The 21,297-nt window shown below is 36.3% G+C and carries 12 protein-coding genes, 1 pseudogene and 1 CRISPR repeat array; of the genes and pseudogenes, 5 read left to right on the forward strand and 8 right to left on the reverse strand.

The genetic code is table 11. From position 1 onward, the window contains the following. Nucleotides 1-224: 224 nt before the first annotated feature. Nucleotides 225-413 carry a hypothetical protein gene (locus GSF09_RS08210; protein WP_159800467.1) on the reverse strand — a complete coding sequence of 63 codons (189 nt, stop codon included), beginning with the start codon at nucleotides 411-413 and terminating at the stop codon, nucleotides 225-227. A gap of 608 nt (nucleotides 414-1,021) precedes the next feature. Here GSF09_RS08210 and GSF09_RS13780 point away from each other — a divergent pair. The 4 genes and pseudogenes from GSF09_RS13780 to cas2 all read left to right on the forward strand — a co-directional run. Beyond that, nucleotides 1,022-1,105: pseudogene (locus tag GSF09_RS13780) on the forward strand (transcriptional regulator); the annotation flags it as partial. Between the two features lie 282 nt (nucleotides 1,106-1,387). Continuing rightward, a complete protein-coding gene (gene cas9, locus GSF09_RS08215) occupies nucleotides 1,388-6,034 on the forward strand; it encodes a type II CRISPR RNA-guided endonuclease Cas9 (RefSeq protein WP_159800468.1) in 4,647 nt (1,548 codons plus the stop codon). A 31-nt stretch (nucleotides 6,035-6,065) separates the two neighbouring features. Continuing rightward, a complete protein-coding gene (cas1, locus tag GSF09_RS08220) occupies nucleotides 6,066-6,974 on the forward strand; it encodes a type II CRISPR-associated endonuclease Cas1 (RefSeq protein WP_159800469.1) in 909 nt (302 codons plus the stop codon). Between the two features lie 9 nt (nucleotides 6,975-6,983). Then, nucleotides 6,984-7,331, forward strand: a complete 348-nt coding sequence (gene cas2 / locus GSF09_RS08225) for a CRISPR-associated endonuclease Cas2 (RefSeq protein WP_159800470.1) — start codon at nucleotides 6,984-6,986, stop codon at nucleotides 7,329-7,331. A gap of 723 nt (nucleotides 7,332-8,054) precedes the next feature. Next, nucleotides 8,055-10,326: direct repeats of the CRISPR family, unit length 47 nt; unit sequence CCTGTGAATCATCTACTAAAGATACAATTTTGAAAGCAATTCACAAC. A 253-nt stretch (nucleotides 10,327-10,579) separates the two neighbouring features. On the opposite strand, the gene GSF09_RS08230 is transcribed toward cas2, so the two are convergent. Genes GSF09_RS08230 through gldJ form a run of 7 tightly spaced genes read right to left on the reverse strand, consistent with a single transcriptional unit; the run spans nucleotide 10,580 to nucleotide 17,236 of the window. Continuing rightward, nucleotides 10,580-11,032, reverse strand: coding sequence for a hypothetical protein (locus GSF09_RS08230; RefSeq protein ID WP_159800471.1), 453 nt, complete (start codon nucleotides 11,030-11,032; stop codon nucleotides 10,580-10,582). 4 nt (nucleotides 11,033-11,036) lie between these two features. Further along, complete coding sequence (locus GSF09_RS08235) at nucleotides 11,037-11,492, reverse strand: hypothetical protein (protein WP_159800472.1); 456 nt, start codon at nucleotides 11,490-11,492, stop codon at nucleotides 11,037-11,039. 4 nt (nucleotides 11,493-11,496) lie between these two features. Then, nucleotides 11,497-11,982, reverse strand: coding sequence for a hypothetical protein (locus GSF09_RS08240; RefSeq protein ID WP_159800473.1), 486 nt, complete (start codon nucleotides 11,980-11,982; stop codon nucleotides 11,497-11,499). Beyond that, nucleotides 11,957-12,421 (reverse strand): hypothetical protein, encoded by a 465-nt coding sequence (locus GSF09_RS08245; protein ID WP_159800474.1) that lies wholly within the window; start codon nucleotides 12,419-12,421, stop codon nucleotides 11,957-11,959. The genes GSF09_RS08240 and GSF09_RS08245 overlap by 26 nt, the downstream gene beginning before the upstream one ends. A gap of 4 nt (nucleotides 12,422-12,425) precedes the next feature. Further along, a complete protein-coding gene (locus GSF09_RS08250) occupies nucleotides 12,426-14,201 on the reverse strand; it encodes a hypothetical protein (RefSeq protein WP_159800475.1) in 1,776 nt (591 codons plus the stop codon). 38 nt (nucleotides 14,202-14,239) lie between these two features. Continuing rightward, the gene (gene murF, locus GSF09_RS08255) at nucleotides 14,240-15,514 is read right to left on the reverse strand and encodes a UDP-N-acetylmuramoyl-tripeptide--D-alanyl-D-alanine ligase (protein WP_159800476.1); all 1,275 of its coding nucleotides are present in this window, start codon (nucleotides 15,512-15,514) and stop codon (nucleotides 14,240-14,242) included. A 57-nt stretch (nucleotides 15,515-15,571) separates the two neighbouring features. Continuing rightward, the gene (gene gldJ, locus GSF09_RS08260) at nucleotides 15,572-17,236 is read right to left on the reverse strand and encodes a gliding motility lipoprotein GldJ (RefSeq protein WP_159800477.1); all 1,665 of its coding nucleotides are present in this window, start codon (nucleotides 17,234-17,236) and stop codon (nucleotides 15,572-15,574) included. A gap of 206 nt (nucleotides 17,237-17,442) precedes the next feature. Between gldJ and porU the strand changes: the two genes are divergently transcribed. Further along, a complete protein-coding gene (gene porU / locus GSF09_RS08265; RefSeq protein WP_159800478.1) occupies nucleotides 17,443-21,294 on the forward strand; it encodes a type IX secretion system sortase PorU in 3,852 nt (1,283 codons plus the stop codon). Nucleotides 21,295-21,297 lie beyond the last annotated feature (3 nt).

Below are 21,297 nucleotides of genomic sequence, written 5' to 3' on the forward strand. Positions count from 1 at the left end.
AGTTGGTTCAGAGCATCTGGTTTACACCCAGAGGGTCGGGGGTTCGAATCCCTCATCGCCCACTAAAATCTAACTTTATTTTTTATAAAGTACGCTAAATCGCATAAAACCTGCACTTTACGAAGTTGCAGGTTTTTTTATTTTATCACTGTACGGTCAAAATTTTGAAAACGTCCATAATTTGTGGCGCTTTTTGTGGCACCAAAGAAATTTTTAAAAATGTGTCACAAAATACAATGTAAAACAAGTATATTTAGCGGTGGTAGTATGACAAATAGAATCGAAGAAAGGTTGATTAGTTTCATCCTCTGGTAATCTAAATTAGTTCTTACTTCTTCTACTTGAATATGATTTTCTTCAACTGGGATATATTCTGTCTTAACTGATAATCCAGACAGTTCATTTTCTGCCATGTTGAGTGCTTTTGCAAGTGCTTTAAGGTTATGTACTTTTGGTACTATCCAGATTCTATTCTTTGGATAGTCCGACCGAAAATCCGGGAATTTGCAGAGAGTTCTTCCTGTATCAAATTTTGTAGCTCCCTTATCTGTTTGAATTTAGACATACTGATTTCTAAAATTCAATGGAGGCAGTAAATAATCTAAAAGTTTACAAACCCTAATCATTCAGCTATAGGCTAAAATACTAACTATACAAAGTCTAAAAAATCTTACTATTACAATCAAGCACAATTGTGCATTTCCAATTCTGCCATCACTGATGGCAGAATTAAGTCAAACTAACAACTCAATGTCACTTCTATACCAAGGATGGTAACAAGGCGTGTAACGGATATACTCCATAACCTATAGCTCCTTAAAGTATTTATGGTATGTTGGTAAAATCTTGATATCCGAAAGTGCCATGATTTTACTACGCCTAACCTTAATTTTTGGTTGTTTCTGCTTGTAACCAAGGTACAAGATGGGCACTAAGCAACGCAAAAATACGTTTAGGGAGCTGTCCTGTTCAAAGAGTTAGTGATATAATATTAATCAAGGCCCGATAGAAACACAATACATGCAATTTTAATTTATTAGATAAACTTGTCGAACTTTATGAGCGTTTGTTTCAGGCAGAAAAAGATAAAGTAGCTTACTTGGAGAATTTTTGTTTATCATTACCTAAAATTGCATTTCTCTCTTCTAATACTAAAATCCATAAAAAAAGCCTCCTGATTATGGACAAGAGGCAACCCAAATGTTTACACAACGGAATAATCCTTATTGTGAATTGCTTTCAAATTGTAGTGCAATATAATTAAATATCTTTTACTCACAATAGCAAAGTAGTAAAATACCTATTAATGGGTAGAAATTATTTCCATAAAAACATTATAATTGAATATTTATTATAATGTTATCATTTACAAATAAATCAACCATATATGAGTATTGTTTTAGGATTAGATTTGGGCACAAACAGTATAGGCTGGGCCTTAGTAGAACAGGATTTTAAACAGAAACAAGGAAAAATACTGGGAATGGGCAGCCGTATAATTCCCATGAGCCAGGATATTATAGATAATTTTGGAAGTGGAAAACCCACTGAAACCCAAACTGCTTCCCGCACAGGTTTCAGGGGTACACGGCACTTGCGCGAGCGTAGCTTACTGCGCCGCGAACGCCTGCACAGGGTTTTAAACATCTTAGGTTTTTTACCCCAGCACTTTGCCGCGCAAATAGATTTTGAAAAGAAATTAGGGCAGTTCTATGAAAATACTGAACCTAAGCTGGCTTACAATAATAAAGACTTTATCTTTAAGAAAGCATTTGAAGAAATGCTTGAGGATTTTAAGATACACCAGCCCGAATTAGTTAGTGGTGGTAAAAAGGTACCTTATGACTGGACTATTTTTTATTTGCGTAAAAAGGCGCTGACGCAAAAGCTAAGTGGTGAAGAACTTGCCTGGATACTTTTAAACTTTAACCAAAAACGCGGCTACTATCAGTTGCGTGGTGAAGAGTACGAGGAAAATAAGAATAAGGAAGTAGCTTTTTACTCCTTGAAAATTGTTGACGTTACTGCTGATGAAGAGCCTAATAAAAAAGGTGAAACATGGTATTCGTTAATTTTAGAAAATGGATGGATATACCGCCGTTCCAGTAAAATATCTTTAGTAGACTGGAAAGATAAGATCCGTGATTTTATAGTTACTACCGATTTAAATGACGATGGTAGTATCAAAACCGATAAAGACGGTGTAGAAAAGCGAAGTTTTAGAGCTCCCGGCGCAGATGACTGGGGACTTGTAAAAGCAAAAACACAGCATGAAATAGAGTCCTCAAATAAAACAGTAGGTACTTATATTTATGATGCCCTGCTTAAAAACCCTAACCAGAAAATCAAAGGCAAGTTAGTACGTACCATAGAGCGTAAATTTTACAAGGATGAGCTTATAGCTATTCTTAAAAATCAAATTGCATTACAGCCTGAGCTTTTTACAGACGAACTTTATAACGACTGTGTACGCGAACTCTACCGTAATAATGAGGCACACCGGCTTAATCTTAGTAAAAGAGATTTTGTACATCTTTTTGTAGATGACATACTGTTTTACCAACGCCCGCTACGCAGCCAAAAATCGTCTGTAAGCAATTGTACCTTAGAGTACCGTGTGTTTAAGACAAAAGATAAAGAAGGAAACACGGTTGATCAAAAAGAATACCTGAAGGCTATTCCTAAATCGCACCCGCTTTATCAGGAATTTAGGGTGTGGCAATGGCTTTTTAACTTAAAAATTATTAACAAAGATGATGATACCGATGTTACGTCTTTATTTTTAAAAACCAGTGAGGATTTAGAAAAGCTATTTGATTTTTTAATGTCGCAAAAAGAGGTTAACCACAAAGGCGTACTCAATTATTTGCTAACGCCGGTACTTAAAGAGAAGTTCCCATCTGCTAAACCTGCCGCATTTAATAAAGAACTTGCAAAAGAAATAGCTAAGTTCCGCTGGAACTATGTATTTGACGATACCAAGGAAAAAGAAGATGATAAATCTAAAACATACCCCTGCAACGAAACCGGTTTTGAAATAAGTAAGAGACTTAAAAAGGTAGAAAACCTTCCAGACGGCTTCCTATCCCCTGAGATAGAATATAGGCTTTGGCATATTATATATTCTGTTAATGATAAAAAGCAATATGAAGAGGCATTAAAATCATTTGCCAGGAAACACAGTATAGATGAGCACTCCTTTGCAGAAGAGTTTAAAAAATTTCCTCCTTTTAAAAGTGAATATGGTTCATTTTCAGAAAAAGCCGTAAAAAAACTGTTGCCCCTTATGCGAATGGGTAAGTACTGGGATTGGGATGCTATAGATGCTAAAACCAAAATCAGGATTGACAAGATAATAACCGGTGAATATGACGAGGAAATAAAAAACCGTGTGCGCGAAAAAGCAATTCACCTTACTACAAAAACTGATTTTAAGGGATTACAGCTATGGCTTGCTCAATATGTTGTATACGACCGCCATTCTGAAGCGGCATTGGCAGGTAAATGGGATTCTGTAACAGGCCTTGAAGAATTTTTAAAAGATTTTGAACAACATTCGTTACGCAATCCTATAGTGGAACAGGTTGTTACAGAAGCATTGCGTGTAGTTAGGGATATATGGGTAAAATACGGTAAAGGCGAAAAAGGTTTTTTCAATGAAATTCATGTAGAGCTGGGACGTGAAATGAAAAAAACGGCTGATGAACGTAAAAGGCTTACTAATAAAATTTCTGATAATGAAAACACCAATTTGCGCATAAAAGCTTTGCTGGCTGAATTATTAGTTGATAGTAATGTAGATAACGTACGGCCATTTTCACCCATGCAGCAGGAAGCACTTAAAATATATGAAGATGGAGTTTTAAATTCCAGTATACCAATTCCTGACGATATACTTAAAATAAGTAAAACAGCCCAGCCTACTAAATCAGAATTGCAACGCTATAAACTGTGGCTGGAGCAAAAATATTGTTCTCCATATACTGGGCAAATAATACCACTTAATAAGCTGTTTACGCACGAGTATGAAATAGAGCATATAATACCGCAAAGCCGCTATTTTGACGATAGTTTTAGTAATAAAGTAATCTGTGAATCAGCAGTCAATAAGCTCAAGGACAAGCAACTTGGGCTTGAGTTTATAAAAAAACACTATGGCACGGAGGTTATAAAGGGGCTTTATATAATGACTGAAGACACCTATAAATCTTTTGTAAAGGAAAACTACGCAAAAAACCCAGCTAAGCGCACTAAACTTTTGCTTGAGGAAATTCCTGACAAGATGATAGAGCGCCAGATGAATGACACGCGCTATATTAGTAAATTTATTTCGAAAACGCTGTCAAATATTGTGAGGGAAGACACTAACGATGACGGGGTAAATTCTAAAAATGTATTGCCCGGAAACGGACAGATAACAAGCATACTCCGCCAGGACTGGGGCCTTAACGATGTGTGGAACGAATTGATTATACCGCGTTTTGAAAGAATGCAGCAATTACGGACAGAAAAAGATATTTCAGAAGGTGTAAGTTTTATAGCCTTAAATAAGAATGGAAAACCTATACCGGAATTACAGCCTATTACATTACAAAAAGTTTTCCAGAAAAAACGTATAGACCACCGTCACCATGCTTTAGATGCACTGGTAATTGCTTGTGCTACCCGAGACCATATTAATTTGTTAAATAACAGGTTTGCAAAATCTAACGAGCGTTTTGACCTAAACCGCAAACTCAGAAAATTTGTAAAGGTATCTTACATTGAATCAAAAACGGGTGAAATAATAGAAAAAGAAGTGCCAAAAGACTTTTTAAAACCCTGGGGAACATTTACTGAAGATGCAAAAAATATTCTTGGAGGTATTGTAGTGAGTTTTAAACAAAACCTTAGGGTAATTAATAAAGCTGTTAACAAGTACCAAAGCTATAAAGATGAAAATGGAAATGTAAGGATTGGCAAGGACGGTAAACCTAAAAAGGATTTTATAAAACAAGTTAAAGGTGATAGCTGGGCGATACGCAAATCAATGCATACTCCAATGCCATATAGTAAAAAGATGTATGAATTTGAAATTTTAAAGATTAGTAAGAATGTAGGAAAACGAGAATTCATTACAGATGAGTTCATAAGGTCAGAGGTCGAAAGAGTATTTATAGCCAATAATTCTAAAGTTACTGACACTCAAAAATATTTAGATAAATATCCAATAATTGGCAAAACTAATATGCCTATTATTTCAACTGCATTTAAATTAAAGACTGAAAAATTTAGACGGAGGCAATCTATATTCGAACTTTCAAATCGAGGTCAAGGAGGTATAAAATCGGCTGAAGATGCAAAGAAATTTATTGATAAGATTCCAGACTTTAAAATAAGAGAAGAGCTATTGGAACATTTAAGAATTTCAAATGATGATATCAACAAAGCTTTCAGTATTGATGGAATTGGTAATTTTAATTCCAAAAGAAAAGTACCCATATACAGAGTACCCATCGCAGAAAGTGGCACTAGCCGATTTTCTGTTGGTGTAAAAATTGGCACAAGGCATAAATGGGTTGAAGCCGATAAAGGGACCAACCTGTTTTTTGCCATATACCAAGATGAAAACGGTAAGCGAAGCTATGAAACGGTTCCGTTGAATATAGTTATTGAACGCCAAAAGCAAGGGTTAAACTCAGTGCCTGAAACAAATGAGAAAGGCAATGCATTGCTGTATTGCATTTCGCCAAATGATTTGGTATATGTACCCACAGAAGAGGAAAGGGATCCTATGAAGGCTATAGATTTTAAAAACTTAACCAAGGAGCAAAAGAATAGAATCTATAAGCTTGAAAAAGCGTCTGGAACTGAAAGCTATTTTGTAAGGCATGATATTGCGTATTTGATTAAGCAATACGACGCGAAAACAAAATTAGGAGAGTTAGAAAGTCAGAATAAGCTGCAAACTACAATGACTCCAGATAGGATGAAGATATCTGAATTTTGTATAAAATTAAATGTCGACCGCTTAGGCAATATCACTAAAGCATGATGATAGTCTGAAATTTTTAAACCTAAAGTAAATGATAAAGCGAACCCTCTTTTTCGGCAACCCCGCTTATCTGAGTACAAAGAATGAACAGCTGGTGGTGAGTTTTCCTGATGAAGACAAATCACCAGTCACCATTCCAATAGAAGATTTAGGGTATATAGTACTGGAGCACCCGCAAATTACAATTACAGCAGGAGTTTTAACTAAGCTCATAGAAAACAAGACTGCCGTGATAACCTGCGATAAACAACACCTGCCCTGTGGTTTTTTGCAGCCGCTTACCGGCCATAGCGAACAAACCGAACGCTACAGGCACCAGCTAAATGCCAGTGTCCCACTCAAGAAAAACCTTTGGCAGCAAACTATTAGTGCTAAAATAAGCAACCAGGCTTATCATTTAAATGCCAGAGAAGTAGATGCCAAAAAATTAAGGCGTTGGGCAGATGAAGTCAAAAGCGGCGATTCAGAAAATCACGAAGCTATAGCTGCAGCATTTTATTTCCAGAACCTTTTTACACACGTACCGGACTTTAGCCGAAATCAAAAGGGTGTGGCGCCAAACGGACTATTAAATTATGGGTATGCAATACTAAGAGCCATAACCGCAAGGGCATTAATAAGTACGGGGTTATTGCCCTCTGTAGGTATTTTTCACAGTAATAAATATAATTCTTTTTGCCTGGCAGACGATATTATGGAGCCTTACAGGATATATGTTGATGCATTAGTATATAACTTAACCAAACGGGTTGATAATTTTGAGGAACTGTCTACACAAATCAAGGCGCAGTTGCTAACTATACCTGCACTGGATGTTGTTATAGAAGGAAAACGTAGCCCGCTTATGGTTGCTATGAGCCGTACCACAAACAGTCTATATGAATGCTATACAGGCGTAAGCAGAAAAATACTGTATCCGGTTTTTGAACTAACAGTATAAAAATGGTGTATGGGGCCTGACCATTACTCAAGATTAAACCAATATCGTACTATGTGGGTATTAGTGTTTTTTGATCTTCCGACAGAAACAAAAACTGATCGTAAGGCCGCAACAAAGTTTAGAAAAGAGTTATTGGACGATGGCTTTACGATGTTTCAGTTTTCAATATACCTGAGGTTTTGCGCAAGCCGAGAAAATGCAGAAGTGCATACAAAACGTGTAAAAAGAATTTTACCAAAACATGGAAAAGTAGGTGTAATGCAAATAACGGATAAGCAATTTGGCATGATGGAAATTTTTTATGGCCAGAAAGAAATGCCCAAGGACACCCCAGGACAACAATTAGAGTTGTTTTAGGATTAAAAATTCCTGATTTACATTTGAGAATTTGCTAAAAGACAGATGTTTTTTCAAATTCTAAAAACAACAGTAAATAACAGGATACCAGATTTTTAGCGCTGGTATCCTGTGAATCATCTACTAAAGATACAATTTTGAAAGCAATTCACAACTATCCCAGAATATTTGCCAAACCATTCTATCCTGTGAATCATCTACTAAAGATACAATTTTGAAAGCAATTCACAACAGGCTTAAAACAAAGCATTGATGATAGTGGCCTGTGAATCATCTACTAAAGATACAATTTTGAAAGCAATTCACAACTACCTCAAAACATATGATACTATCAGGAACCCTGTGAATCATCTACTAAAGATACAATTTTGAAAGCAATTCACAACACGCTGCAGGGTATTCTGAAACCATCTTATCCTGTGAATCATCTACTAAAGATACAATTTTGAAAGCAATTCACAACGTGCTTTATCCATTCTTAGTAATGATTGTACCTGTGAATCATCTACTAAAGATACAATTTTGAAAGCAATTCACAACAACCTATTCCTTTTTCTTGCAAAGGATATCCTGTGAATCATCTACTAAAGATACAATTTTGAAAGCAATTCACAACGTATTGTCGCTATCCCTGCGTACACGCACGCCTGTGAATCATCTACTAAAGATACAATTTTGAAAGCAATTCACAACCATACCTAATATACCCGTTGTAATGGTTCTCCTGTGAATCATCTACTAAAGATACAATTTTGAAAGCAATTCACAACGAATGATATCAAACCCCATTCTCTTTACACCTGTGAATCATCTACTAAAGATACAATTTTGAAAGCAATTCACAACTAAATCATTGAATAGCGACATCAGGAAGCGCCTGTGAATCATCTACTAAAGATACAATTTTGAAAGCAATTCACAACCGGTCTTCCTGGTCCTATTACTTCAGCAGCCTGTGAATCATCTACTAAAGATACAATTTTGAAAGCAATTCACAACAAAAACTTCCTGCTTAACATATTCTATGGTCCTGTGAATCATCTACTAAAGATACAATTTTGAAAGCAATTCACAACATCAAAATTGCTGATTGATAAATCCTGAAACCTGTGAATCATCTACTAAAGATACAATTTTGAAAGCAATTCACAACTGCAGTTTCCTTTTCTGCTTCTTTGCGTTGCCTGTGAATCATCTACTAAAGATACAATTTTGAAAGCAATTCACAACCCTTAAGCTCATTTAGCACCCTGTCCGGGTCCTGTGAATCATCTACTAAAGATACAATTTTGAAAGCAATTCACAACTGGAACCTGAAACTTTAACACCGGCTGTTTCCTGTGAATCATCTACTAAAGATACAATTTTGAAAGCAATTCACAACGAGCAAAGACATAAATTAAGGCATGAATGGCCTGTGAATCATCTACTAAAGATACAATTTTGAAAGCAATTCACAACTGTAAGCTTCGCAAATTTCCATAAAGGCGCCTGTGAATCATCTACTAAAGATACAATTTTGAAAGCAATTCACAACCGCCTGCCGATGTTGAAAAATAGCGATGTCCTGTGAATCATCTACTAAAGATACAATTTTGAAAGCAATTCACAACAGATGATGGTGATATCGACCAGTATAAGCGCCTGTGAATCATCTACTAAAGATACAATTTTGAAAGCAATTCACAACGCTAAAATGTTTATCAAATTTGCAATTCAACCTGTGAATCATCTACTAAAGATACAATTTTGAAAGCAATTCACAACGATGCTATGGGTGATGTTCAGAAAACTACACCTGTGAATCATCTACTAAAGATACAATTTTGAAAGCAATTCACAACCATCTTTCGGTAATTTCCCCAAAAGTGGAACCTGTGAATCATCTACTAAAGATACAATTTTGAAAGCAATTCACAACATTACCACTCCCATTATTGTCATTACCCTACCTGTGAATCATCTACTAAAGATACAATTTTGAAAGCAATTCACAACAAAAAAGGGCACTGCCTTACAAATTGGTGACCTGTGAATCATCTACTAAAGATACAATTTTGAAAGCAATTCACAACTGTTTTTGCTCTTTATTAATTGTTAAATACCTGTGAATCATCTACTAAAGATACAATTTTGAAAGCAATTCACAACTTAGTATCGTGCCATAGTTTCATTTGTTGCCCTGTGAATCATCTACTAAAGATACAATTTTGAAAGCAATTCACAACTGCGAAGTGTAAATACCCATTGGCACACTCCTGTGAATCATCTACTAAAGATACAATTTTGAAAGCAATTCACAACCTATTTTGCTTGGGTCAATATCTTCCATTTCCTGTGAATCATCTACTAAAGATACAATTTTGAAAGCAATTCACAACGAAAAACATATAGTTAATGGATTTGGCAACCTGTGAATCATCTACTAAAGATACAATTTTGAAAGCAATTCACAACTGATGTTGATGATGTTGATACAAATATAGACCTGTGAATCATCTACTAAAGATACAATTTTGAAAGCAATTCACAACCTAAATCAGAATAGATGTAGTTTTCAGCAGCCTGTGAATCATCTACTAAAGATACAATTTTGAAAGCAATTCACAACTTAGATTGCCTAATTTATTATTTGCTTTTTCCTGTGAATCATCTACTAAAGATACAATTTTGAAAGCAATTCACAACTAGTGATGTAAAAGTAAAGGCGTTAATTTCCCTGTGAATCATCTACTAAAGATACAATTTTGAAAGCAATTCACAACACACTTCCCGGTGGAGTGATATAATAAAGCCTGTGAATCATCTACTAAAGATACAATTTTGAAAGCAATTCACAACTTTTATTGGGTCGCCTTTGCAGGCAGGATTCCTGTGAATCATCTACTAAAGATACAATTTTGAAAGCAATTCACAACGGTAAGCCACAACGGCAAAAAACAGCGCACCCTGTGAATCATCTACTAAAGATACAATTTTGAAAGCAATTCACAACCCCAGCCTAAACGCTTTACCGCATCTCTTTCCTGTGAATCATCTACTAAAGATACAATTTTGAAAGCAATAATTTGGTATTCAGCAAAAATTGTGTGTACTGTACTTCTGTATTCAAACCCTTTATATTATCACTAAAATTTTTATCGATATTTTTTAAAAAAATATAAACTGTATCTTGTTTAGCAAGATGTTCTAAATCCTGGGAAAATGAAACAGTTGCAATAAATAGAAATAGGAATTTCAGCATTTAATTATATTTTATCGTATACAGCAGCAACCACATTAACTTTTTTTAGCTTAATATACTTTTTCTTTAAGTCTCTCTCGTCGAATACAAAAAATATTTTCCGTAATGAGTTTACATTTAATGTTTGAGGAAATAATTTAGCTACACCAATTTTTTCAACGTATTCAAGTTTAATAATGTTTGAACTATTTTCCTTAAGAAATTTTTTCCTTTTTAGATTTAGTACAGGATATGATTTTGCAGCATGAATAATAATCTGCTTACCGTCTGGCTCAATAATTCTATATTCAGAAAAGTTAGCATGTACTGTACTTATGTATTCAAACCCTTTATATTTTGTACTAAAACTTGTATGAATATTCTTTAAAGCAATATGTATAGTATCTTGTTTAGCAAGATGTTCTAAATCTTGTGAAAATGAAACAGTTGTAATAAATAGAATTAGAAGTCTCAGCATTTATTTATATTTTACTATAAAACACTGCAACTAAATCGACTTGCTTCAAATTGATATATTTTTTTTTCAGGTGCTCTTCATCAAAAATGAAAAATATTTTCCGGCTTGGATTTATTAAACCCAATGTTTCAGGGAATAGTTTGCTTACTCCGATTTTATCCACATATTCCAAGTTTATAATATTTAAGCCATTTTTTTTTAGAAATTTTTTGCTTTTCACTCTTAATAATGGATAAGGTTTAGCTGCATGAATCACGATGAGTTTACCATTTGGCTCAATAATTTGGTATTCAGCAAAATTAGGATGTACTGTACTTATATATTCAAACCCTTTATATTGTTTACTAAAACTTGTATGAATATCTTTTAAAGCAAGGTATATAGTATCTTGTTTAGCAAGATGTTCTAAATCCTGCGAAAATGAAACAGTTGTAATAAATAGAATTAGAAGTCTCAACATTTACTTATATTTTACTATACACAGCAGCAACCACATCAACTTTCTTTAGCTTCATGTGTGTTTTTTTCAAATCCCTCTCGTCAAATACATAAAATATTTTTCGGCTTGGGTTAATTAATTTAAAGGTTTCGATAAATACTTTTACAACACCTGTTTTTTCTATATATTTTAAGTTAATAATATTATTTTTATTTTTTTTAAAAAACTCTTTTCTTTTAACTGAGAAGAGCTGGTATGCCTTAGGGGCATGAATTATAATTTGCTTTCCGTTTGGTTCAATAATTTGGTATTCAGCAAAAATTGTGTGTACTGTACTTCTGTATTTAAAGCCTTCATACTGTTTGCTATAGTTCTTATCAATATCCTTTAAAGCAATATATATTGTATCCTGTTTAGCAAGGTTTTCTAAATCTTGTGAAAATGAAACAGTTGTAATGAACAAAATTACAAACCTCAGTCCTAAATCATATTTTGCTAAATAATACTCCAATTACTTCTACTTTTTTTAGCCTTACATATTTCTTTTTCAAATCTTCTTCATCCAATACAAAAAATATTTTTCGGCTTGGGTTTATTAAGCCTAATGTTTGAGCAAATAATTTTGCAATACCAATCTTTTCTATATATTCTAAGTCAATAATATTAAAAATGTTTTTATGTGTAAATATCTTTTTCTTTACACTATATACTGGATAAGCCTTAGGGGCATGGATTATAATTGGTATTCCATCCTCTCCTGTAAGCTGGAATTCAGAGAATTTTGGATATACCGTACTTCTGTATTTAAAGCCTTCATACTGTTTGCTATAGTTCTTATCAATATCTTTTAAAACAATATAAATAGTATCTTGTTTAGCAAGATGTTCTAAATCTTGTGAATAAAGATTAAGGTTTGCAATTAAAATAAATATTATAAATATAATTTTCATATTATTAATTTTTTAGAGCCATTGCGTCTAATCGAATATAATTAAGAAAGTAATATCTTTCTTTTGAATTTTCTGGATAAAGTGAATTGAAGGCTGTACAGTGTTGCAAACCTACCATGCTAATATAATTAAAGTAGTCATCCCAATTAAAGGCTTCTATAATATCTGAAGGTCCATAAGTGTTATCGTCTTTTAGCATAGGCTCATTTAAGAAATAATTTTCGTGTAATTCAGGATGTTCCACCCGGTTTATCTGTAGTGGTGTTAAAAGCTTGTCTTTTAACGGAGAAATTATATCTGCTAAAGTCGGTATCATATAATCCACAAAAAAGTTATGCTGGTTATTTTGGCCAACCAACCCTCCGTAATGAGTGTTTGCAGCCTCAACAAATGTCATTCCATTAATAACATCTAAACCAAATTGTGGGCCGGCATCAGGATACCGCATTTTTACGTTTAAAAAAGCATGTATCAGTTCATGAACAATTGTAACGGCTATACTTACATTTGAAGCATCATTTAAATGGCTGCGCGTTATGGTTATTTCATTATACATACTTTCAGGCGTTTTAGTTAGCTGTGATGTTGCATTTACATATGGATCATTTGCTTGGACGGCACCTATTTTAAATTTTATATTATGCACATCATTGTTGCCAAATAAATTTACAAATAAATTTTTATATTTATCCGATTGTAAAAGCTTATCATATATATCCCTAAATTTTATTTCCTCTACGGTATTTCCCTGTACCGCTGTCAAGTCAATATTGCCAGGAGAGCTGTTTGAGCGTATCATATCAAATTTTAGCCCAGTTTTCATCATTTGGTCAATAGCCTGCAGAGCAAAATTTTTATCAGCATCGGTATGATTTTGTTTTATATAATTAAAAACATCATCTTTTATGGGAGTATTGGTATTAAGGAAGTCTTTTTGATCCTGTTCAAGTCCCATGAAAAAATTAAGCTGAGGGGAAAGTTCCAACTGTGGCCCTGTAGTAATAGGGTTAGGATTAGGGTTTGTTCCACCGCCACCGCCTCCTCCGGGAGATATTCCACCACCTCCACCACCTCCAATAGATCCACCACCACCGGAGCCGTCCCCGGGGGCTTCGGTATCTATATAACTAACAACAGAACAGTTTACAGCCGTCCATTTGTAACGTACTTCTACAGGATTATAACCGCCTACCAAGTCACCGTTGTCTGGGTAGTAGTAATACGCTTCTCTAACATACGAACATGACCAATGTATATATATGGTTTTTAATGTTAGTTGTTCAGGGTCAAAGCCAGGAAGATTTTCAAATTCGGTTTTTTGCTCAATGTCATTAATTATTTCACCATTCTGTACTTTTTCAATATCTTCTTGAGTAAAGTTATATTTTACAAGAGTAGCATCATAACTGCCTTCAACATTACTCCTCAGCACAAGATTTTTTACAACATTATTATTGTTATTATCTTCTATTATCCTAAAAGTGTAATTAACTATTCCATTTGCATTAATCATCAGTACCCTGTCAGTATCGATAGTAAATTTATATTTTGTATTGTAAACAGATTTGTTGTTTAAAGGTTCACCCGTTAATTTATAATTTTTAATTATATTATAAATCTCTAATTTTTGGGTTTTTAAAAAATCCAGATTTACATAAGTTTCTGTATTTTTAGCTTCTCGGGTAGTTTCACTTATTTCATTTAAATCATCATTCTGACAGCTAACAAATAGCAGTAATACAATAGAGAAGGTAAGGATTTTGGTAACGGTTTGTTTCATAATTTATAAATGAGTGTTGTAAAAATATTTATGTTTATTTAAATAAGCTCTAAAACCTTTTCAAGTGCCATACCCCTGGAGCCTTTTATTAAAACAGTTTTTCCCGAAAATGATTTAAATTCACGGCTAAAATCCTCATAACTTTTATAGAATTTCAGTTGCGGATTATTAAGCTTATTGCTATAAAAATCCTTTCCGATAAAATAAGTTTCTATTCCGGTGTCTTCCACGCTTTCAACAATTTTTTTATGCTCATTGGTGCTGTCATTGCCCAGCTCAAACATATCGCCTAAAATAGCAATCTTATTGATGCCTTCCAGTTTAGAAAAATTATCTATTGCAGCCATCATGCTGCTTGGGTTGGCATTATAAGCATCAAGTATTATTCTATTGCCATTCCGCTCCATAAGCTGAGAACGGTTATTTGCAGGAATATATTCTTCAATGGCTTCTTTTATTTGTTTATCACTTACTTTAAAGTAGGAGCCTATTGCAATAGCAGCACTTATGTTGGCAGCATTATATATACCTATTAAATTGGAATTTATGGCTACGCCATTGTATTCTATCACTACCATAGGGTTGGCTTCGGTTTTACTTATTTTCAGGTCGCAGTTATAGCTGAGCGATGAAAAAGTGAAACGTGGCAGGTTTTCCGTTTTATCCTTTTGAATTTTATCATCAAGGTTTACAAAAGCGGTTTTAGTATTTTCCTGTAAATAGTTGTACAATTCGCTTTTTCCTTTAATAACACCTTCCACACCGCCAAAGCCTTCAAGGTGGGCTTTGCCAAAATTGGTAATATAGCCGAAGTTAGGCTCAGCAATAGAGCATAAAAATTCAATTTCTTTTTGATGGTTGGCTCCCATTTCCACAATACCTATTTCAGTATCATTATTAAATGATAAAAGCGTTAGCGGAACGCCTATGTGATTGTTAAGGTTGCCTGCTGTGGCCTTAGTGTTATATTTTTTGGAGAGTACTGCATTAATCAACTCTTTGGTAGTAGTTTTGCCATTACTGCCGGTTAGCGCAATAACAGGCAGGCCAAGTTGTCTCCTATGGTATCGCGCCAATTCCTGTAATGATGCAAGCGCATCATTAACCAAAAGCATTTGATCACCGGCTTTATAGCTTTCATCATCTATAACGGCAAATTTTGCGCCTTTCAAAAGCGCTTCCGCAGCAAATGCATTGGCATTAAATTTATCTCCTTTTAAAGCAAAGAATAAGGAGCCGGGTATAATTTTCCTTGTATCTGTTGATACCGAACCGCATTGTTGAAAATAGGAGTAAAGAACCTCTGTCGTCATATCATAAAAATAAAAAAGCCCTACGAATATAGGGCTTTTCTTTATTTGTTAAGAAAATTAATTTCTTGCTTTTTTTCTTGAATTCTTAGGTCCTACTTTAGACATTGCACAACGGAAACCTATGTAGTCAGTTGCCATGTCCTGAGGATAATACCTCCTTTGTGCAGGATCCAGCCAGTAAGCCCTGTCTCTCCATGAGCCACCTTTATAAACCCTTACATTATCATTAACTAAAGTAGTCCTTTTAGAAGATTTGTCATACTCCCTTATCATGTTACCTAAACTGTCTTTAGTAACAAGGTGTTTAGGAGAATCATACATTCTTTGCTCGTCAGAAAGTTCACCGCTTTCAGAGCCATTATCAAAGAACCTTGAAGATTGCCTGTCGCCATCCCTGTAGTTCCTGTTGTCGCTGCGGGTATAGTTCTGCCTTAAGTAAGTATCTTCTTCTGTAATTTGAGTCTGTGCTATTTGTCCCGGTAGGTTCCTGTACTGTATCCTGCCGTTGCTCAGCGTGTCATATTCTATAGTTTCAGCAGTTACAATTTCAGCCCTGCCATCTTCACCAATTTTATTCTTCATGTAAACGTTACCTCTGTAATAGTTGAAGTCATTAGCTTCATCGTCTATTATCGGACGGTAAACGTCTGCCACCCACTCTGCAACGTTGCCAGCCATGTCATAAAGGCCGAAATCATTAGGAGGGTAAGATTTTACAGGAGCTGTAATATCAGCGTTGTCGTCAGACCATCCTGCAATACCGCCGTAGTCACCGTTTCCTTGCTTAAAGTTAGCCAATTGGTCGCCGCGGCTCTGCCTTTTACCGGAACGTGTATATTGTCCTTTCCATGGATATTTTTTATTACCCCTGTACAGGTTATACTCACGGTTGCCTACAAGTGCTATTGCAGCATATTCCCATTCAGCCTCAGTTGGAAGCCTGTATTCAGGCAATATAAGGCCAGAAGTCCTTTGGGCATATACATTGGTAGCATCTTCTTTATCGGCAAGCCTGTTTCTTGGCCCTTTTAGTACAATTTCTTCGTTGCCGCCATAGCTTTTGCTTGGGCTCTCAAGGTAGGCCTCTGTACTGAAAGTGCTTTCTGCAGTAACATCTACTACTTTGGCATCTCTTTTAATATAGCCTTCTTTTTCAAGCACAGCCTCGTTTACACGGTCTGTCCTCCATTTACTGAATTCAACAGCCTGTATCCAGTTAACGCCCACCACCGGATAATCGCCATAGGCAGGGTGCCTAAGGTAGTTATTGGTCATGGTTTCGTTATAACCAAGCGCTTCCCTCCATACCAAAGTATCAGGTAATGCACCTATATATATGTTTTTGTAATTTTCTTCTGTTGGTGGAAAAACCCTTTTTAACCAGTCAAGGTACTCCATGTACATTACATTGGTTACTTCGGTTTCATCCATAAAGAAAGACTGAACGTGCTGCTGAGTTGGGGTGTTATTCCAGTCATGCATTACATCGTCAGCAACCCTACCCATGGTAAATGTTCCTCCTTCAACCTCAACCAGTCCCGGAGCAGTTTCCTGCTTTTTATACTTGGAGTTGTGCTGAAATCCACCTTTCTTGTCATTAATTTTCCAACCTGTGGCAGTAGAGGTGTTTCCTGAGCCTCCTTTTTTGCTACAACCTGTAAAACCAACGGTTACCGCCAGGGCGAGTAACAATTTTAAAGCTGTGATTTTGTTAATTTTCATCTTTCTGTAGGTAAATAAATTTCGTGGCGCAATATAATAATTAACCATTAAACCGCAACACGTTTTTAAATTTTTTAATGTTTTTCAAAAATTATGTTATATCTGTTTTTAGTTAACGCCTTTTTTAAAGTAATATTGCAACAGCCCGGTAAAAATATTTTTCAGTTGCGGGGTAATATATTAATAGTATCTGCGTTTTCTCAATGATGAAAAATAAGTTACTTATCCTTCTATTATTATTGGTTCCGGCCACGCTGCTTGCACAGCAAAACGGCACTATTGTGCTAAACTGGAAGGATAACGTTAAAACTACTATAGGTAATGTTACTTATAACGTTCCGCAATTTCAGCCGGAATTTATGGAACTTGATTTTTATCAAAAAACCATCTCCTTTGCAGCGAGCATACCCTTTAATACGGCGGTAGAGGAAAACTCGCTTGTAATTACCGATGCTGTTTATGAAACTATTACAGCCGCACAGTTGGGCGACCTTTCTCCAAGTAAAATTCCTGCGGACTTAAACGCAAAGCTGCACAATAAAAAAGCAAGGGAGCAATATTTCGCTATAGTTACGCTATCTCCTATTATAAAGGAAGGCAGCGGTTATAAAAGGTTAAAATCATTCAGTTATTCTTTCTCGGGGGCACCTGCAATTGCCTTGCGGGGAGGTATGGGTACGCAGGGAATAACCAATTCGGTTTTGGCAACGGGTTCGTGGTACAGGTTTTATGTGGAAAAATCAGGAGTTTATAAAATATCCAAGAGTTTTTTACAGCAACTTGGCTTTAATACCAACGTTGACCCCCGTACTATAAAGGTATACGGTAATGGCGGGCGCATGGCACCTTTGCTTAACAATACTGACTACCCAATGGACAATGCTGAAAATGCCGTTGTTTTTGTAGGGGAGGAAGATGGCGAGTTTAATAACAGTGATTACATATTGTTTTATGCCGAGGGTGTTGACAACTGGAACCAGGAAAGCGGCACCCATAATAACCTTTATGCCGACAGGTCATATTATTATGTAACATCTTCAGGCGGGCAGGGAAAAAGGATGCAGGCAATGCCGCAGCCATCACAACCGGCAGATATTGCCATTACAGCTTTTGATGAGTACCAGTATCATGAAAGGGATTTGGTTAGTATTGCCAGGCTGGGCAGGAAGTGGCATGGCGAACAATTTAACGTAACTAACGAGCAGAGTTTTGATTTTACAATTCCGGATATTGTATCAGGCAGCCCGGTATCTGTAACAGTAAGCGCAGCGGCAAATTCGCCTTCAGAAACATCTTTGGCTGTTAAAGCCAACAATGAAGACTTAGGGGTAATGAATTTTTCAGCAACTCCTGATGATAATTATGGTGTTGACAGGAAGCTTACGGGTTCTTTTACACCTGCGGGCGGTGCCATTAAAGTAACTTTGACTTACAGTAACGGTGGCGTGCCGGGCTCTAATGCTTGGCTTGATTATATTATAGTAAGGGCCAAGCGTAATTTGAGAGGTAACGGCAAGCAGTTCAGGTTCCGTTATAATGATGCGGCCAGCAATGTTGGTGTTGCAGAGTATCAGGTTGCAAATGCCGGCGGTATTTCGCAAATATGGGATATTACAGATATATATAATGCCACAAAAGTTGAAAATACAACAGGGCAGTCGCAGTTTTCTTTTAAGGCGCAGTTAGGCGAGGTAAGGCAGTACATAGCAGTAGCGCCGTCAGATTATTATACACCGCAATACGAATCAAAAACAAGGGTTGCCAACCAGAACCTAAAGGGTACAATTTTTAATAACCAGCAGGGCCAGTTCCAGGATATAGATTATATTATTATTACTCCGAAATTTTTACACTCCCCTGCCGAGAAGCTGGCTAATTTCCACCGCACAAAATCAGGGCTTAATGTTAAGGTTGTAAACCTTGAAAACATCTATGAGGAGTTTTCCTCCGGCAAGCAGGATATAGCCGGGATACGGAATTTTGTTAAATACGTTTATTTCAATGCTTCTTCTCCTGATAAAAGGATAAAGTACCTTAACTTGTTTGGTGATGCTTCTTTTGATTATAAGGACAGGATACCTAATAATACCAATATAGTGCCATCGCTCCACGCTTATGAGGAAAACGGGGCTAATTATTCCACAGTAACCACATTTGTCTCTGATGATTTTTTTGTGTTGATGGATCCCGGAGAGGGTAATTTGAGGTTTAATACTTTTCAGGGGGCTGATATAGCGGTTGGCAGGATGCTGGTTAGCAGTGTGCGCCAGGCAAATGAAATGGTGCAAAAGGTTTTTGATTATGTAAGCGAGGAGTCCTATGGAAGGTGGCGCAATGAATTTATTGTAATTACAGATGACCTGGAAGACAGTGGTTCTGAATTTATACCTACACTGGAAAATGCTGCTGCCACAATAAACGCACAAAGGCCATTTGTAAATATCCGGAAAATACATGCCGATGCCTATGTGCAGGAAACATCAGCCGGGGGTAACCGCTATCCTGAAGTAAAGGAGCAGATTGTGCGCACTATAAATTATGGGGCGCTGGTAGTAAATTATCTTGGGCATGGTGGTGAAGACGGTATGGCAAGTGAGAGGATTTTTGAAAAGAGCGATGTACAGAGGCTTACCAATAAATATAAATATCCGCTGTTTATTACTGCTACCTGCGAATTAACAAAATTTGATAATCCCTACAGGCCAACGGTGGGCGAAGACCTTTATTGGAGCACTACCGGCGGGGCTATAGCAATGATTACAACCACAAGGTCTATATTCATAAGTTCTGCATTTGATATAACAAAAGACCTGCCTGAAAAATTATATGCTTTCGGGTTAAGCGAATATCCTACAATGGCCGAAGCTTTAAGATTGTCCAAGGTTGCAATAGCGTCAGGCTCATTAAGCCTTGTGGCATTTGTGGGCGACCCCGCTTTAAAGCTTGCTGTCCCTAGGCCTAAAATAGAGCTTACGGAAATTAATGATGTGCCTGTTGCAGAATCTACGGATATTTTAAAATCACTGTCTTATGTTAAGTTGGCGGGGCGTGTTACAGATGAAGCAGGAAACCCGCTAAATACCTACAACGGTGAATTGGCAGTCACTGTTTTTGACAAGGAAATACAAAGGACAACACTAGGTAATGACGGAATAAAAAATTCAGCAGGGGCATTAATACTGCATAATTTCAATACGCTGGGTGAAACTATTTTCAGGGGTAACGCCAGCGTGGTTAACGGTAACTTTGAGTTTGGTTTTGTTGTGCCCCGCGATATTAAAATACCGGTAGGCGAAGGGCGTATCAGCTTTTATGCCAAAAGGGATAATATTTTGGAAGACCAGACAGGGTATGATGCTACTATAAAAATTGGCGGGGTAAATGAAAATGCTGCAGCCGATAATACGCCGCCCCGCGTCAGGCTTTACATGAACGACGAAACATTTATATCCGGCGGCATCACAAACGATTCTCCTTTCTTCCTGGCTTTCCTTGAAGATGAAAACGGTATTAATACGGCAAGCGGCATAGGGCATGATATGATAGCCATACTGGATGGGGATGAAACCAACCCTTATCTGTTGAATGATTATTATGAATCTGAAAAGGATAATTATACAAGGGGAAGCCTGCGCTTTCCTTTTACTGACCTTGAAAAGGGGCTGCATACCATAACCTTTAAAGCGTGGGATGTATATAACAACCTCGTTACTGCCGAAATACAGTTTGTTGTTACAGGCGACGATGTTATGAAACTGGAAAAGGTGCTTAATTACCCAAACCCTTTTGTCAGCTATACCGAATTCTGGTTTACGCATAACAAACCCTATGAGCCGCTTGATGTACAGGTTCAGATATTTACCGTGAGCGGCAAGGTGGTAAAAACCATTAACCAGTCGGTAACAACCGAAGGCTTTTTGTGCCGCGACATTAAATGGGACGGCAAAGATGATTTTGGCGACAGGATAGGCAAGGGGGTGTATATTTATAAACTAACAGTCCGTTCAACAGTGACCAACAAACGGGCTGAAAAATATGAGAAACTTGTATTGCTATAAGAA

Source organism: Flavobacterium sp. MK4S-17 (assembly GCF_009848495.1).
GTDB lineage: Bacteria > Bacteroidota > Bacteroidia > Flavobacteriales > Flavobacteriaceae > Flavobacterium.